The organism is Aquaspirillum soli, assembly GCF_054781915.1.
In genome coordinates this window covers 13337-30219 of sequence record NZ_BAAGTM010000015.1, presented here as the reverse complement: position 1 = coordinate 30219, position 16883 = coordinate 13337, and the positions used below count along the sequence as shown (strand labels likewise).

The window sequence follows — 16883 nt, the reverse complement described above, 5'->3', positions numbered from 1 at the left end:
AATGCTCAGCAAACATAGCATGTCTGTGTCCACGCAATGATGAAGAAATCATGTCAAATCGGCTGGTGGATATCCCGTGCAATTTGGCCATCGACCAGATTGATTTCACGATCTGTCCGCGCAGCCAAACGGGGATCATGTGTCACAATCAAAAATGTCACCCCATCTTGTTGATTGATGCTGCGCATCAGTTGGAATACTTCATCGGCTGTTTGACTGTCTAAATTGCCGGTTGGCTCATCGGCCAACACCAGACGCGGTTGATTGGCAAGGGCTCGCACAATCGCCACTCGTTGTTGTTGACCACCCGAGAGCTGAACCGGTTTTTTATGGGCGTGGGCAGCAAGACCCACACGCTCAAGCAAAAACAGGGCCCGTTCTTCCATCGCCCGAGTGCGTTTTCCCTGTCCAGCAAACATTGGCATCAGTACATTTTCCATCGCGCTAAACGCCGGCAGCAGATGATGAAACTGAAACACAAAACCAAGATAGCGATTGCGTAATGCGGTGCGTTGGTTATCGTCGAGCGGCGAAGTGGCTTGTTCGGCAATCAGCAATTCGCCTTGGCTGGGCCGTTCTAATAGGCCCATTAAATTGAGCAAAGTCGATTTACCCGACCCTGATGGCCCTGTCAAAGCAACAAATTCACCCTCTTGCAGGCTGAAATCAATGCCGTGTAATACCTCAACAATGGGGGCATTGCCCCCACCGTATTGTTTACGAATCGCCTGTAGTTCTAGCACGTTAGCCATAGCGAATCGCCTCAACAGGGTCTAAACGCGCTGCTCGTCTGGCTGGCGCCAAGGCCGACAACACCCCGACCAAGGTGGCGGTCAACGCGGTACTGATAAACAGCTCTGGTGATAAATCGACTGGGAATAAGGGTGTGCCATCTGGTTGGGCTGCTAAGCGAGAAAAACCACTGGCAATCGCCGCACCAAGTAGAGAACCAGCGGCAGAACCGACTAAACCGACCATCCCGCCTTGCAACAAGAAAATCCACATAATGCGCGAAGAGGGGGTGCCCATTGCCCGTAAAATGCCAATCTCGCGTTGTCGTTGCACCACCGATACCACCAGCACACTGGCGATGCCGAATGCCACAGCAATCATCACAAATACCCGAATCATGGTGCTAGATGCGCGTTGGCTGCGTAGTGCTGTCATCAGTTGGGCATTGCTTTCAATCCAACTTTCGGCTTTCAAACCGGTGCGGGCGGCGACACGCAAGGCGGTTTGGTCAGCATGAAATAGGTCATCGACGGTTAAATACAGCTCGGTAATTTCCAGCGGATGACCTAATAACGACTGCCCCGCTCGTAAAGGCAATAATACCCAGCGCCGGTTGAGGTCTTTCAAACCGAAGTCCAAAATCCCACTGACTGTGAAACTTTCCTCGCGATCTCCACCAGCATCAAAGCGCAACCGATCACCAACCTTCAACCCCAAATCTGCTGCCAGTTCCACCCCGATCATCACTGAGCCATTCGGTAGCGCCAACCGACCTGCCCGCAGTTTTTCCTGTAACGGCACAATGCGTTGATAATCGTCGAGCTCCACCCCCATCAACGAGACCGATTTACGCACCCCGCCTTTTACCGCAAAGGCTGGGCCACTGGCCAATGCAGCACTGTGTTTGACCCCCGGGGTGGCAAGGGCCAGATCACGGCTGGCAGTCCAATCACGCAATGTGCGTTCGCGTTGGGTGCGTTTTTGCACATCACTTAACACCCACGGCTGATTGACCACTGCGCGGTTATCTTCATCTGCTGGCCGTAACACAATATGGGCTTGTGTCGAGAGGGTTTTGTTAATTAAGTTGGCTTGTAAACCGTTCACAATCGCCGTGATATACACCACCACCGCCACCCCCAACGTGACACCGCTGAGAATGAGCACGCTTTGAAAACGGCCTTCTCGCAACAAACGCCATGCCACCGTCCAGATAAATTGCATCAGTTTGCCTTTGTTGCGGAGAGGGGTTCGGGACGGATAGTTTGCCCTGCTTCGAAAATCAGTGGGCTATTAACGACCCAATCGCCTGCTTTCAAACCCGAAATAATCTCGACCCAACCACGGCTGCTGAGGCCAATTTTGACCGAGGTTTTTTGCAGCTGGTTTTGTTCGACCTTCCACACCCACGGTTCTGTTGCACTGTCACGAATGGTTTCCTGTGGCAATAACAAAGCCTGTTGCCGTTGGCCAAGAATAATCTCAGTCGATACTGTCATGTCATGCTTTAAAAAAGCCGGTGGCTGTGGCAAAGCCAGTTTCACTTCTAAGATGCCGCGTTCACGGTCAACTTGCGTGGCAAGCTCGCGGACTGTGGCATCAAAAGGCTGATCGGGGAAGGCATCGGCCACCACTCGCGCCGGCTGTCCAACCCGCAGGCGAGCAAGGTAACGCTCATCAGCATCCACCCGCAATTCCAATGGCCCAGCGGCAGCAAAGGTCAACGCCGCTTTGCCAGCAGTCAATAAATCACCTTGTTCCACCAGTCGCTTTACCACACGCCCAGCTTGGGGCGCTCGAATCACATATTGCGCTAATTTACGTTCAGCCAGTGCCACTTGTGCTTCAGCTGCGGCAAGGCGGGTTTGTGCCAGTTGTAAGCTTTTCTGTGACTGATCGAGGGCGGCCGCGCTGATAAAGCCTGCACGCGCCAATTGTTGCTGGCGGTGGTGTTGACTGTTTGCTTCGGCAAGGGTGGCGGCGGCTTCGGCGAGATTGGCTTGATTGCGAGCCACTTCGGCTTGGGCTTCGCTGTCATCGAGTTGCAATAAGGCGGTACCGGCACTGACCTCACTGCCTTCAGCAATGGGGGTGGCTACAACGCGGGCGGTAAGGGTGCTTCCGAGGGTGGATTCGATTTGCGCGGTGACACGGCCACTGGCCAGCAGGGTTTGCGTGATGTCTTGTGTGAAAACCTGACTGACGGCCACTGTAGGCCCTTGCCACACCCGCCAGCCCCATCCTGCCGCTAACAACATCGCCAGCAATACCAGCCATAACCACCACGGAAGACGATTTTGCATAACTTACTCGATGACAGAAACGTGAAAACGACCTTCAAATACCAAGGCAAGTTCCCCGTTAGGTTTGATTTCGGCTGTGAGGGTTAAGCTGGCGCGGCCTTTATGCTGTAAGCGGTGCCAAAAATCAGCCCAATCGCTTTCGCTTGGCGCGAGTGCCTGTACCACAAAATCCTCTGCCACCGGTGCCAAAAACCGCTGTTCCGCCCGCGCCACGACGACCACTGCACGCAGGCTGTTGGCGGCTAAGCGACCACTGAGATAACTCCATGCCGCCACTGTTGCCGCTGTCGATAAACTGCCACCAAAGGCGGTGCCTTGGTGATTGTGGTTGGGTGCCAAGGGCAGTTGTAGGGTAAGCCCCTGTTCTGAAGCGGTTTGGACGCTGAGCTGCATGGCAGCGGTCAGCGGAATATGGTGGTGCAAATAGGTGGTCAATGCAGCTGCGCTTGGCCAACAGCCTAAGGCTAACTCACAGGATGAGGTGATGGTGTTCAAGAGGGACCTCGTTGCAGCCATGTGCCACGGTTATGCCACACCTCGGGGGCGAGGTGGCACAAACGCCACATGGCCAAAAGATTGGCAAGGGAAATACACAGCAATAGCAGGGCAATACTATGGGTCAGGGCTAACAGCGCCATACTGAGCGCTGCCGATACCACCATATACAGCCCATTGATAATGTTGTTGGCGGCAATCGCTTGGGCACGGAAATCTTCTGGGCTGGCAGTCTGCAGCCAAGTGTAAAGCGGGACGGTGAAAAAGCCACCGGCAATCCCAATCCCGAGAAAATCCAGCAAACTGCGCCAATGCTGTGCTTGGTTGAGAAACTCGCTTAGGCTGAGTAAATGATGCGTCGGGGTAAGCGATTGCACCGAAAAATATAAATCCACCCCGAACACGGTCATGCCGGCCCCACCCATTAACACCAAACCCAATTCCAAACGACCCCGTGACAGCTTGGCGCACAAAATGGACCCAATGGCGATGCCGAGTGAAAAGAGGGTAAGAATTAGGGTGTAGACCGAGGCATCACCCTGTAAATGCAAACGGGTAAAGGTTGGCATTTGTGTGGTGTAGGTGGCACCAAGCAGCCAAAACCACGAAATACCCATAATCGAGGCCGAAACCTCGCGATATTGCTTGGTGGCGCGCAGTAATTGTCGGGTATCACCGATGATGTTGTAAGACACGGTGAGATGTGGCGCGGCGGCGGGAGCCGGGGGCAAAAATAGGCTGGCCAGCCAACCCAACAACGCCACGGCTAATAAAGCCAAGACGCTGCTGCTATCGCCATATTGCATCAACAGTGCACCCCCCATTTGCCCAATCAAGATGGCAATAAATGTCCCCATCTCGATCAGGCCATTGCCGCCTAATAATTCATTGCCTTTGAGATACTGTGGTAACACGGCATATTTGACGGGGCCAAAAAACGTGGATTGCGCGCCCATCAGAAACAAAGTGAACAGCAATAATCCAACATGCTGCTGTAAAAACCCCCATGCAGCCAGCGCCATAATCACCAATTCCGCCACTTTGGTCAGTTTGGCAACCTGTGCTTTATCGTATTTTTCTGCCAAGCGGCCAGCCGTGGCTGAGAACAAAAAAAACGGCAAGATAAATGCTGCTGAGGCAAGGTTGACAATTTGTTCGGGCGGCAAACCTGCAAAGTGTAGGCCGGCGTAACTGACCATCACCAACAACGCGGTTTTCATTAAATTGTCGTTTAATGCGCCAAGAAATTGCGTTAGAAACAGCGGCAAAAAACGACGTGAGGCAAAAAACGCAAAAGAGGTGTGCTGCATGGTTTTAGCCTATTTTCGCGTTGAAGGTTGATCGTCATCATCCAATAAAATGCGATGACCGGGGCCTTCCAAATCATCAAACTGGCCCGACCGTGTTGCCCACCAAAAAATCACGCCAATCACGAACACCAAGACAATACTCAGTGGGATTAACAGATACAGGCTTTCCATGATTCCTCTTTCTTGTTTAGCGGGGCTTGCGTTGTAATAGCCGCAAAGCATTACCTACTACCAATAATGAACTACACGCCATCCCCAAACTGGCAAGCCACGGCGTTAAATAACCCGATACTGCCAGCGGCAAAGCCAATAGGTTATATCCCACTGCCCACCATAGATTTTGTCGCACAATCTGTCGTGTTTGCCGCGCTAAGTGCAATGCAGCGGGTAGCGCGGTCAGTTGTTCCCCCGGCAAAATCATGTCGGCGCTGGCGCGGGCGACATCCGTGCCATTGCCCATCGCCAATGACACATCTGCCTTGGCCAATACCGGCGCATCATTGACCCCATCACCGACCATTAACACCCGTTTCTGTTGTTGCTGTAATTGGGCAACATAATCGAGTTTGCGTTCTGGCGTGGCTTCGGCGTGCCATGTGCTGATACCGAGTTGCTCGGCTAAGGCGGCAACTGCACTTTGGCGATCACCCGACAACAGATGTAACTGCAAACCTTGTTGCTGTAACTGTTGCAACATTGGCGCGGCGTCATCGCGTACTTCATCACCCAGCGCATACACCGCTAGCCACCCTTGTAATTGACTGCCTAAGGCCACCACCGTGGCGTGGGCGGGGGCATCCCATGCGGTGTTTGGCATCGGACCACACAACTCACTGATATAAGACAACGTACCTAAACGCAGGCAATCACCCTCAGCGCTGTAGCCTTCTAAACCACTGCCGACCCGATTGGTGACCTCTAAAAAAGTGGCTGCTTCGACTGCGCCAACATGCTGCAATAGCGCTTTGGCCAGTGGATGTTCCGATTGTGCTTCGAGGCCAGCGACAAGGCGGTGGATGGCGTCATTGTCTGGTGAAAACAGATATTGGCTGAGCACCTGTGGTGTGCCATAGGTCAGGGTGCCAGTTTTATCAAAGACCACATCGGTGATCTGTGGCAGGGTTTCGAGCGTATGGCCTCGGGCAATTAAAATTCCCCGTTGCGCTAAAGTGCCGGTGGCAGCCGCAAGGGCTGCCGGTGTCGCAAGTGACAGCGCACAGGGACAAGACACCACCAATACCGCCACGGTAATCCATAACGCTTGTTCGGCATCACGTTGCCACCACCAAACAAAGGTCAATACCGCGACCACCAACAAAACACTGATAAACCATGCGGCAAAACGGTCGGCCAGTACCGCAAGGCGGGGTTTTTCAGCAAGTGCATGATCGAGCAAACGCACAATGGCGGCAAGGCGGGTGTTTTGGCCGGTGTGTGTGGTGCGAATACATAACGGGCTGTCTAGGTTTAACGTACCAGCAATCACCGCTTCGCCTTCTTGACGCGCAATCGCTTGGCTTTCACCCGTTAATAAGGCCTCGTTTAAGCGGCTGTGGCCTTGCACGATGATGCCATCGACAGGAATGGTCTCACCGGCTTTTACCAACACCACATCATCAATGCGTAGGCTGGCGACCGTGGTTTCTTGGCTGTGTGGCTGCGGCCATTCGGGTAGGCGATGGGCGAAAGCGGGGACAAGTTTGACCAGACTTTCGGTTGCCGCACCAGCGCGGCGGCGTGCCATGCCTTCTAAATAGCGACCACCCAGTAATAAAAAGACGAACATCGACACCGAGTCGAAATAAATACCGTGTTCGGTGCGGCTAAGCAGGGCATAGCTTGAGGCAATAAAGGTGACCAAGACCGCAATGCTGACTGGGGTATCCATGCCAACCCGTTTGGCTTTTAAGTCGCGCCATGTGCCTTGATAAAACGGCCACGCCGAATACACCACCACCGGCAGGGTTAAGGCAAAACTGGCCCAATGTAATAACCACAGGTATTCAAAGGCGATTTCACCATCTTGTGCGATATAAACTGGTACGGCATACATCATCACTTGCATCATCGACAACCCTGCAACCCATAGCCGATTGATGGCACTTTTACGATTTTTTTGTGCCAGCTGTTCTTGACGTTCGCTGTCGTAGGGATGGGCGCGATAACCGATGGCGCTGATGGCTTGCAAAATATCTGACAACACCAACCGCCGATTGTCCCAGCGGACACGGGCACGATGGCTGCTGTAGTTAATTTCAACCGATAACACCCCATCCAGCCGTTTGAGATGTTGTTCATTCAGCCAGATGCAGGCGGCACAGGTGATGCCTTCTAAAATCAGCGCTGCTTCGCGAATATCCGCGTTGCTGTCCTCGCTGTTTTCTTGGCGGACAAAGCTGGCTTGTACGTCGCTTTGGTCATACAGCTTAAGTCGTTCTAGCCATTCTTCTGGCAAGGCTTGTACCTTACCCGCCTGTTGCTGTCGGTGTTGATAATAATCGCCTAAACCGCTTTCAATAATAGAGTGAGCCACCGCTTGGCAACCTGCACAGCAGGCTCGGTGGGTATGCTCGCGGTAGCGAACCGGATAATCGGCATCTGCCGGAACAGGCAAGCCGCAATGGAAGCAGGAATCTGACATGCTTGCGATTCTAACCGAAAAGCGCGCAAAAAAACGGCCCACGCGAAGTGGGCCAAAACAGGGTCAATTCTGATGCAATACCAAATTAGTCGAGGTAGTCGTAACCTGGCAGGGTTAAGAATTCAACAAAGTCATCGCTGCTGGTCAGTTGGGCAAACATCGCGGCGGCGTCTTCATATTGCTTTGTCCATCCCGCACCCAGTTTCGCTTTCAGATCAGCGACCACTTCAGCATGGAATTGTAAGAACAGTTCTTGTGTCACTTTGCGGCCATCTTCCAACACCCCTTTCGGGCTGCGGATCCATTGCCAAATTTGTGCGCGGGAAATTTCTGCGGTTGCCGCATCTTCCATCAAGTTGTGAATTGGCACACAACCATTACCAGAAATCCAAGAGCCGAGGTATTGAATACCCACGTCGATATTCAGTTTTATACCGGCTTCGGTAATGGGGGTTTCAGGTTGGAAGTTGAGCAAATCAGCGGCTGTCACATTGACATCATCGCGTTGTTTGTCGATTTGGTTCGGACGATCACCCAACACCGCGGTGAAGGCTTCCATTGCCACCGGCACTAAGCCCGGGTGCGCCACCCAACCACCGTCATAACCATCACCTGCATCGCGGTCTTTGTCCGCTTTCACGCCACCCAAGGCTTTTTCGTTGGCCACGGGATCGTTTTTAATCGGGATCAACGCTGCCATACCGCCGATAGCTGGGGCATTGCGCTTGTGGCAAGTTTTCAGCAACAACAGGGCATAAGCACGCATAAACGGCACTGTCATGGTGATCGCACCACGGTTGGCCAAGCAGAAGTCTTTGTTCGACTTGAATTTCTTGATGCAGCTAAAGATGTAGTCCCAACGACCTGCATTCAAACCAGAGCTGTGTTCACGCAATTCATACAGAATTTCGTCCATCTCGAAGGCGGCCAAGATGGTTTCAATCAACACGGTAGCTTTGATGGTGCCTTGTGGGATGTTCAGTTCATTTTGCGCGAACACGAAGACATCGTTCCACAGACGCGCTTCGAGATGGCTTTCCATCTTCGGCAGGTAGTAATACGTAGCGCGGCCGTTGTCCACCAGATAATGGATGTTGTGGAAGAACGACAAACCAAAGTCAAACAGCGAACCAGAAACGATTTCACCATCGACAGTGATGTGTTTTTCCATCAAGTGCCAACCGCGTGGACGCAGAATCAGGGTGGCGATGCTGTCATTCAGTTTGTATTGTTTGCCTTCTGGGCTGACAAAACTGATGGTTTTGCGATAGGCATCGCGCACATTGAGCTGACCGTCGATTTGGTTTTCCCAGCTTGGGCAGTTGGAATCTTCAAAATCGGCCATGAAGCTTTTCGCGCCAGAGTTGAGCGCGTTAATCATCATTTTGCGTTCAACAGGGCCAGTGATTTCAACGCGGCGGTCGAGCAAATCGGCTGGCAGCGGGGCAATTTTCCAATCACCCGCGCGCACGTCGGCGGTTTCTGGCAAAAAGTCGGGCAATTTGCCGGCGTCTAAGGCTGCTTGGCGTGTGACACGAGCAGCCAGCAATTCGCGGCGACGGGCTTCAAACTTGCGGTGTAATTTGGCCACAAATGCTAAGGCATCAGTGGTCAAAATCTCTTCATAAGCAGCAGGAACAGCGGCGAGGATTTCTACGCCTTCGGGAAGAGTAACAGCCATCTATTTTTCCTTTTTAGATTCTGCAACACAGCAGCCAAAGAGCCGCATTGTTTGCGCCAGTGAGATTCCCTGAATGGGAAATTTATATTGTGTTGCAGCATTGTAGTGACTGGACTCTTGGAAAGAAAGCACTAAAATGGCATTTTATATTTTACTTTTTGTGTGGTAATGGACCAGCTCAAGCAGTTAACTAGCTTTGTCAATGTGGTGAATCAGGGCAGTCTCTCTGCTGCAGCGCGACATGAAGGGGTAGTGGCGGCGATGATTGGCCGCCGCCTTGATGCCCTAGAAGAGCGTTTAGGGGTCAAGCTCTTGGTGCGTACCACGCGCCGTGTCACCTTGACGCAAGAAGGCAGTGCTTTTTTTGAAGAGTGCCAGCGTATTTTGAACGAGCTCAACGAGGCTGAAGCGGCGTTGGCGTCGGGGCATAGTCGAATGCGTGGCCACTTGCGTATTTCTGCCCCTGCTGGTTTTGGCCGCCGCCATGTCGCACCCCATATCGCCAGCTTTCAACAGCAACACCCAGATGTCAAAGTGACGTTGAGCCTAACGGATCGAATTGTGGATTTAGTGGCCGAGGGGATTGATTGTGCGATTCGCATCAGTGAGTTGGCCGATTCAACCCAAGTTGCGGTGCGCTTGGCTGACAATCGACGGGTAGTGGTGGCCAGCCCTGCTTATTTGGCCCAGCATGGTATTCCCAAAACGCCTGCAGATTTGGCCCATCACCGTTGTTTATCTTTAGGCGGCGGCAGTCAAAGCCGAGGGTGGATTTTTCGTATTGATGGCCGCTTAGAAACACTCAAAATTTCTGGCCTATTGGAATGTAATGATGGTGCGGTGTTACACGATTGGGCGGTGGCAGGGTTTGGTTTGGCGTGGCGGTCGTTGTGGGAGGTGCGGGCAGATTTGGCCGAAGGACGGTTGGTGACCGTGTTGGACGCTTACGCCTCACCCGAATATCCGATTTATGCTGTGTTGCCACAACGTAAGTTTTTACCGGAACGGGTGCGGCGTTTTGTCGATCACCTAAAAACCATCTACGGCCAAGCCAATTATTGGCCCTAGCCGCAGCGTGGGTTAGGCTTCTTCTGGCACATTTAAGGCATTGATGCTGTAACCACCATCGACATAGGTGATTTCGCCGGTGATGCCAGACGACAAGTCAGACAGCAAGAAAGCCGCAGCATTGCCGACTTCTTCAATGGTCACATTGCGATGCAGCGGGGAATTATCCGCTGCCATTTTCAGCAATTTACCAAAGCCCGAGATACCGGCGGCGGCCAATGTTTTGATGGGGCCGGCGGAAATGCCATTAACGCGAATACCATCACGGCCTAAAGAGGCGGCGGTAAAGCGTACGCTGGCTTCTAAACTGGCTTTTGCCAAACCCATTACGTTGTAGTGTGGAATTGCCCGTACTGCACCGAGATAGCTTAGGGTCAATAACGACGCTTGGCGGCCTTGCATCATCGGACGTGCGGCTTTGGCAAGGGCGGGGAAGCTATACGAGGACACTTCATGGGCCACTTGGAAAGCCTCACGCGACAGACTATCGAGGAAATCACCTTTCAGCGATTCGCTTGGCGCAAAGGCGATAGCGTGCACCAACCCATCTAAACCATCCCAATGGGTGGCCAAATCGGTAAACACTTGTTCAATTTCAGCGTCGTTTTGCACATCACATTTCAGCAAAATATCGCTGCCGAAATCTTCGCGCGCCATCTTTTCGACTCGCTCTTTCAGTTTGTCGTTGACATAGGTGAATGCCAATTCCGCCCCTTCACGCCGACAGGCAGCGGCGATGCCATAAGCAATTGAGCGATTGGATAAAAGACCAGTAATTAGAATCTTCTTGCCTGCGAGGAAACCCATGTTTGTACCTTTTGAGGTGGTAAATTTTCTGATTATAGCGCACCCCGATGGCCGGTCTTATAATCCGACCACCGATTTTCAACGGATTTATTTATGTCGCTATCTGTAAAGCTGTGGCTGAAGCAGCCAATCGGCCACGTCATAGCGTGGTGGATGCTGGTGATTGGCCTGATAGTGAGCCCTGCGGCATGGAGTGCGCCAGCGGTTGCTTTGGGCTACACACCGAAATATCCACCGCATTTTTCCCATTTTGACTATGTGAATCCCACGGCACCACAAGGTGGCACGCTGACTTTACCTGCCCTTGGCGGTTTTGACACCCTCAATCCTTTTACCTTGAAAGGCGACAAAGAAGCCGGTATTGCCATGCTGTTATTTGATTCGCTGGCAGAAAAATCATGGGATGAGCCTTTTACTGTTTATGGTTTGTTGGCAGAAGACATTGCTTTGGCAGAAGATGGCTTGTCGGTCACGTTTCGCTTGAATGCCGCTGCACGGTTTAGCGATGGTTCGGTAGTTGAAGCGGCGGATGTCAAACACAGTTTCGACACCCTAACCCAAGACCCTGCCGCCCATCCGCGCTTTCGCGCCTATTGGAGCGATATCAAACAAGCGGTGGTGTTAGATAAACGCCACATCCGTTTCGATTTCAAACGTCGCAATGCCGAATTGCACATGATTATTGCCGAATTGCCGGTGTTTTCTCGCCGTTGGGGTGGGCAAGGGCAACTCGGTAAACAGCCTCTAACCCCGCCTTTGGCTTCAGGGCCCTATCTGTTGACGAAATATCAACTTGGGAAAAACAGCGAATTTAAAAAGAATCCCCACTATTGGGCGAAAAATCACCCAGTGCGGCGTGGCATGTTTAACTTTGACCGCATCCGCTTTCGCTATCTATTAGATGACACTGTGCGTCTGGAGGCATTTAAGGCAGGTGAGTTTGATGTGGTCGCAGAAAATATCGCTAAAACATGGGCACGTTCGTATCGCGGCGCGGCTTTTGATGAAAAGCGGATTTTGAAACACACCTTCCCCAACCAAAACCCGACGGGGATGCAGGGGTTTGTGATGAACCAACGCCGTGCGGTATTTGCCGATCGGCGCGTGCGGCAGGCTTTGGCTTTGGCGTTTGATTTCGATTGGGCCAATCGACAGCTGTTTTATGGCCAATATCGCCGCAGCCAAAGTTATTTTTCCAATAGCGAATTAGCGGCACAGGGCACACCCTCGGCCGCTGAATTGGCTTTGCTCAATCCCTTGCGTGAACATCTGCCTGCTGCGGTGTTTGGCCCTGCCGTCACCTTACCGGCTTCGCCAGATGCGTTTGCCTTGCGAAATAATCTGCTGCAGGCGCGGCAGTTATTGTTTGAGGCCGGCTGGTTGTTGTCCCCTGAAGGCAAATTGGTTGATGCACAAGGACGGCCATTCCGTTTTGAGTTTTTAACCTTTTCTAAAACCTATGAGCGGATTGTCGCGCCATATCAACGCAACCTTGCCCGTTTGGGGATTGAGCTGGCTATCCGCACGGTGGATTCGAGTATTTATCAACAAAAGCTCAATCAGTTTGATTTTGATATGACGGTGGCGGTGTATGGGATGTCGTTGTCGCCGGGGAATGAGTTGCGCGATTATTTTTCCACAGCCAGCGCCGATCAGTTGGGTTCGTTGAATTTAGCGGGGGTGAAACATCCGGCTTTAGAGCGTTTGTTAGATCATTTTGTGTCATTCCGTGACCGCAATGAATTGGTCACCGCTTCACGGGCGTTAGATCGGGTGTTACGGGCAGAGTATTTGCTGGTACCTAATTGGCACTTGGCTACCCATCGCGTGGCATGGTGGGATAAATTTGCCTATCCCCAACAACTGCCTTTGTATTATCAGGCGCAGGAGTGGATGATTCATACTTGGTGGCAAAAACCTGAGAGATAGGGCAAACGGTAACACGCGATAAAAGGGGGATACACCGATTCTTCCCTCAAACAAAAAGGCCAACAGCGAACTGTTGGCCTTTCTTTAATACAACTACACTAATAATTAGTGGTTCGATGCAGCTGCAGCACCTACACCAGTCTGTGCACGAACGAATTGATCGTCGAAACGAGCACGTTCTTCAGTGGCTTGATGCGAATTATCCAACAGCGACACTACCATAGTGACCAAGAAGGCCAGCGGCATGGAGAACAAAGCTGGGTGTTCGTATGGGAAGATTTCTGCTTCGTTACCCAACACAGTCACCCACACCGACTTCGACAACACCACGAAAGACACCGCCGAGATCAGACCCACAAAACCACCGGCCAAAGCGCCGCGAGTGGTCAATGGTTTCCAGTACATCGACAACAACAAGATTGGGAAGTTAGTCGAAGCCGCTACACCGAAGGTCAAACCGACCAAGAATGCAACGTTCATCTTCTCGAACAGAATACCCAACACCACAGCAATCAAGCCCAACACGATAGTCGCGATACGCGATACTTTCAGTTCGTCTTTCTCGTTGGCTTTACCTTTTTTGATCACGGTTGCATACAAGTCATGCGACACTGCCGATGCACCAGCCAAGGCCAAACCTGCCACCACAGCCAAAATCGTTGCAAACGCCACCGCAGACAAGAAACCTAAGAACAAGTTGCCGCCCACCGCTTTCGCCATGTGCATTGCAACCATGTTGCCACCACCGATCAACTTGCCGCCCAGCTCACCACCGACAAAGTATTGTGGATCTTTACCGATCATCACGATTGCAGCAAAACCAATGGTACATACCACCAAGAAGAAGAAACCGATGAAACCTGTTGCGTAGAACACCGATTTACGTGCTTCTTTAGCGTTTGGCACCGTGAAGAAACGCATCATGATGTGTGGCAAACCAGCAATACCAAACACCAAGCCCAAGGACATCGATGCGGCATTGATTGGGTCGGCCAACATTGGGCCTGGGCCCATCATTTTGAAGCCATCTTTGTGTGTTTCAACAGCCTGTTGTGCCAGTGTTTCGTAGCTGAAACCAAACTCGCTCATTGCCAACGCTGCCAGCGTAGTACCACCCACCAACAACAACACCGCTTTAATGATTTGCACCCAAGTGGTTGCAATCATGCCGCCGAAAATCACATACACCAGCATCAAGACACCCACTACCACCACAGCGATAGGGTAATCCAGACCGAACAGCAACTGAATCAGCTGACCCGCACCCACCATCTGTACGATCAGATAGAAACACACCACAGTCAGCGAACCAAATGCAGCAAAAGTCCGAATTTTGGTTTGGTCGAGGCGATAGGAAGCAATATCAGCAAAGGTAAAACGACCCAAGTTACGCAGACGTTCCGCCATCAGGAAGGTGATGATCGGCCAGCCGACGAAGAAGCCAACGGTATAGATAAAGCCGTCATAGCCTTTAGAGAACACCAAGCTGGACAGACCCAACAAAGTGGCTGCGGACATATAGTCACCCGCAATCGCCAAACCATTCTGGAAGCCAGTGATACCACCGCCTGCCGTGTAGAAATCGGAGGTCGATTGTGTCTTACTCGCCGCCCACCAAGTGATGGCCAAGGTGCCGAGCACGAAGATAAAGAACATCACGATGGCGTGAATGTTCAATGGCTGTTTTTCTACTACGCCACTCGCTGCAGGGCCAGCGATGGCTAAAGTGGTTGCCAAGCTCAGGGCAACGCCTGTTAAACCGGAAACAAATTTTTTCATTTTTTAGCCTCCTTCACGATTTCTTCGTTGAGGGAGTCAAACTCGGTGTTTGCACGCCAGACGTAATAACCGGTCATGGCCCAAGTGATAAAGATAATAAAAGCACCGGCTGGCACACCTACTGTCAACATGCCGCCTTCGGATAAGGTAGCGTGTAACACTTTAGGGTTAAATGCGACCAGCATCATATAGGTGTAGTAAATCACCAAGGTCAGAATAGCGAGACCCCAAGCGAGGCGTGAACGTTTAGTGACCAACTCATTAAAGCGCGGGTTGTCGCGCATGCGTTGATATAGGTCTTTGCTCATATTTCATCCTTCTCGATACGTTTTTAGGTTTTTCTGGGTGAAACTACCCCAATCAACCCGTTGTGCAGGTTGATGGGGTAGGTGAAACAGGGGGTAATACGATTACTCGATGGCAGAGGCCGACTTCACCTGTTGGCGCAGCAGGAACTTCTGAATCTTACCGGTCGAGGTTTTGGGAATTGGGCCAAAGTGAATTTGTTTTGGCACTTTGAAGCGAGCGAGGTGTTCACGGCAATACTCGATCACCGCTTGTTCATTGCCCTCTAAGCCTTCGGCTAATTCAACGAAGGCGCAAGGCACTTCACCCCATTTTGGATCTGGCAAGGCAACCACCGCCGCTGTAATCACGCCGGGATAGCGGCACAACACATCTTCCACTTCAATCGAAGAAATGTTCTCACCACCCGAGATAATCACGTCTTTGGAACGGTCTTTAATTTTGATGTAGCCATCAGGCTGAATCACCGCCAAGTCACCGGTATGGAACCAGCCGCCGGCTAAAGATTCATTGGTAGCATCGGGGTTTTTCAGATAACCCTTCATCACCAAATTACCACGGAACATAATTTCGCCCATGGTTTCGCCATCATGTGGCACTTCGGTCATGGTGTTAGGATCCATGACGGTCATGCCATCTTGCATCGAATAGCGCACGCCTTGACGGCCATTTTTCTCGGTGCGATCAGCCAAGGTGAGGTTGTCCCACTCTGGATGTTTAGCGCACACCGAAGCAGGGCCATAGGTTTCAGTCAGACCGTAAACGTGGGTGATGTTGAAACCCAGTTTTTCCATGCCTTCAATCACCGACGAGGGTGGTGCAGCGCCGGCGACCAAGCAATTCACACTGTGTTCAATGCCTTCTTTGCAATCAGCAGGGGCATTGATCAGCAAATTGTGAACAATCGGGGCGGCACAGTAGTGCGTCACTTTGTGTTCTTTGATCAGATCAAAGATGGCGCGGGCATCAATACGGCGTAAGCAAACATTGGTGCCAACATTGGCTGCCATCGTCCACGGGAAGCACCAGCCATTGCAATGGAACATCGGCAGCGTCCACAGATACACCGCATGGCGTGGCATGCCCCATTCCAAGATGTTACAAACCGCGTTCAAATACGCGCCGCGATGGTGGTAAACCACACCTTTCGGGTTGCCGGTGGTGCCCGAGGTGTAGTTCAGGGCAATCGCTTCCCACTCGTCGGCTGGCATACCCCAAGCAAAATTGGCATCGCCTGTAGCAATGAAGGCTTCGTATTCGATTTCACCTAAGCATTTACCGCTGCCGGTGTAAACGACATCATCGACATCAATCACCAGCGGAGGCTGTTCCAACAATTTCAATGCACCGGCGATGGTGTCAGAGAATTCGCGGTCGGTAATCAATACCTTGGCTTCACCATGCTTGAGCATAAAGGCAATCGCCTCGGCATCTAAGCGGGTGTTGAGGGTGTTGAGCACCGCACCGGTCATAGGGATGCCAAAATGACATTCAACCATGGCTGGGATGTTAGGTAACATCACCGCAACGGTATCCCCTTTACCGATGCCGCGTTGTTGTAAAGCAGAAGCCAGACGACGGCAGCGGGCATAAGTTTCTTGCCAAGTAAAACGCTGATCGCCGTGAATGACGGAAATGGTATTTGGATAAACTGTTGCTGCGCGCTCTAAAAACGTCAGAGGCGACAAAGAAACGTGATTAGCAGGGGTTTTGTCCAAACCGATTTGATAGGGGTTAGCCGCTTGCATGAGTTCTCCTTCATTTGGTTTTTATCCGTTCATAATTCATGGAACAATTTGCAAAACTTTGTACCAATCGTAACGAATGTTTGC

14 protein-coding genes are annotated in these 16883 nt (G+C 51.8%); 2 read left to right on the top strand and 12 right to left on the bottom strand.

Annotation, left to right across the window (positions count from 1 at the left end):
• Positions 1 to 53 precede the first annotated feature (53 nt).
• From ACYVJG_RS11045 to aceB, 8 genes are all read right to left on the bottom strand, one after another.
• On the bottom strand, positions 54 to 752 hold the full coding sequence (locus ACYVJG_RS11045; RefSeq protein ID WP_022652584.1) for an ABC transporter ATP-binding protein: 699 nt from the start codon (positions 750 to 752) through the stop codon (positions 54 to 56).
• Positions 745 to 1956 carry an ABC transporter permease gene (locus ACYVJG_RS11040; RefSeq protein ID WP_460431095.1) on the bottom strand — a complete coding sequence of 404 codons (1212 nt, stop codon included), beginning with the start codon at positions 1954 to 1956 and terminating at the stop codon, positions 745 to 747. Before ACYVJG_RS11040 ends, ACYVJG_RS11045 begins: the two co-directional genes overlap by 8 nt.
• Positions 1956 to 3035 (bottom strand): efflux RND transporter periplasmic adaptor subunit, encoded by a 1080-nt coding sequence (locus tag ACYVJG_RS11035; RefSeq protein ID WP_460431094.1) that lies wholly within the window; start codon positions 3033 to 3035, stop codon positions 1956 to 1958. Before ACYVJG_RS11035 ends, ACYVJG_RS11040 begins: the two co-directional genes overlap by 1 nt.
• A gap of 3 nt (positions 3036 to 3038) precedes the next feature.
• A complete protein-coding gene (locus tag ACYVJG_RS11030) occupies positions 3039 to 3530 on the bottom strand; it encodes a YiiD C-terminal domain-containing protein (protein ID WP_460431093.1) in 492 nt (163 codons plus the stop codon).
• Positions 3527 to 4840, bottom strand: coding sequence for an MFS transporter (locus ACYVJG_RS11025; RefSeq protein ID WP_460431092.1), 1314 nt, complete (start codon positions 4838 to 4840; stop codon positions 3527 to 3529). Before ACYVJG_RS11025 ends, ACYVJG_RS11030 begins: the two co-directional genes overlap by 4 nt.
• Before the next feature lie 9 nt (positions 4841 to 4849).
• The gene (ccoS, locus tag ACYVJG_RS11020) at positions 4850 to 5011 is read right to left on the bottom strand and encodes a cbb3-type cytochrome oxidase assembly protein CcoS (protein ID WP_022652579.1); all 162 of its coding nucleotides are present in this window, start codon (positions 5009 to 5011) and stop codon (positions 4850 to 4852) included.
• A gap of 16 nt (positions 5012 to 5027) precedes the next feature.
• Positions 5028 to 7481 carry a heavy metal translocating P-type ATPase gene (locus ACYVJG_RS11015; RefSeq protein ID WP_460431091.1) on the bottom strand — a complete coding sequence of 818 codons (2454 nt, stop codon included), beginning with the start codon at positions 7479 to 7481 and terminating at the stop codon, positions 5028 to 5030.
• 85 nt (positions 7482 to 7566) lie between these two features.
• A complete protein-coding gene (aceB, locus tag ACYVJG_RS11010) occupies positions 7567 to 9162 on the bottom strand; it encodes a malate synthase A (protein ID WP_460431090.1) in 1596 nt (531 codons plus the stop codon).
• A gap of 168 nt (positions 9163 to 9330) precedes the next feature.
• Here aceB and ACYVJG_RS11005 point away from each other — a divergent pair, with 168 nt between their 5' ends.
• Positions 9331 to 10230 (top strand): LysR family transcriptional regulator, encoded by a 900-nt coding sequence (locus ACYVJG_RS11005; protein WP_022652576.1) that lies wholly within the window; start codon positions 9331 to 9333, stop codon positions 10228 to 10230.
• 12 nt (positions 10231 to 10242) lie between these two features.
• On the opposite strand, the gene fabI is transcribed toward ACYVJG_RS11005, so the two are convergent.
• On the bottom strand, positions 10243 to 11037 hold the full coding sequence (fabI, locus tag ACYVJG_RS11000; RefSeq protein WP_022652575.1) for an enoyl-ACP reductase FabI: 795 nt from the start codon (positions 11035 to 11037) through the stop codon (positions 10243 to 10245).
• Between the two features lie 153 nt (positions 11038 to 11190).
• On the opposite strand from fabI, the gene ACYVJG_RS10995 reads away from it, so the two are divergent.
• Positions 11191 to 12966: an extracellular solute-binding protein gene (locus ACYVJG_RS10995; protein ID WP_460431103.1), complete on the top strand. Its 1776-nt coding sequence runs from the start codon at positions 11191 to 11193 to the stop codon at positions 12964 to 12966.
• A 105-nt stretch (positions 12967 to 13071) separates the two neighbouring features.
• On the opposite strand, the gene ACYVJG_RS10990 is transcribed toward ACYVJG_RS10995, so the two are convergent.
• The 3 genes from ACYVJG_RS10990 to ACYVJG_RS10980 all read right to left on the bottom strand — a co-directional run bounded on the left by ACYVJG_RS10990 (position 13072) and on the right by ACYVJG_RS10980 (position 16799).
• A complete protein-coding gene (locus ACYVJG_RS10990; protein WP_022652552.1) occupies positions 13072 to 14745 on the bottom strand; it encodes a cation acetate symporter in 1674 nt (557 codons plus the stop codon).
• Complete coding sequence (locus tag ACYVJG_RS10985) at positions 14742 to 15053, bottom strand: DUF485 domain-containing protein (RefSeq protein ID WP_460431089.1); 312 nt, start codon at positions 15051 to 15053, stop codon at positions 14742 to 14744. The genes ACYVJG_RS10990 and ACYVJG_RS10985 overlap by 4 nt, the downstream gene beginning before the upstream one ends.
• A 102-nt stretch (positions 15054 to 15155) precedes the next feature.
• The gene (locus ACYVJG_RS10980) at positions 15156 to 16799 is read right to left on the bottom strand and encodes an acyl-CoA synthetase (protein ID WP_460431088.1); all 1644 of its coding nucleotides are present in this window, start codon (positions 16797 to 16799) and stop codon (positions 15156 to 15158) included.
• Between the last annotated feature and the right edge of the window lie 84 nt (positions 16800 to 16883).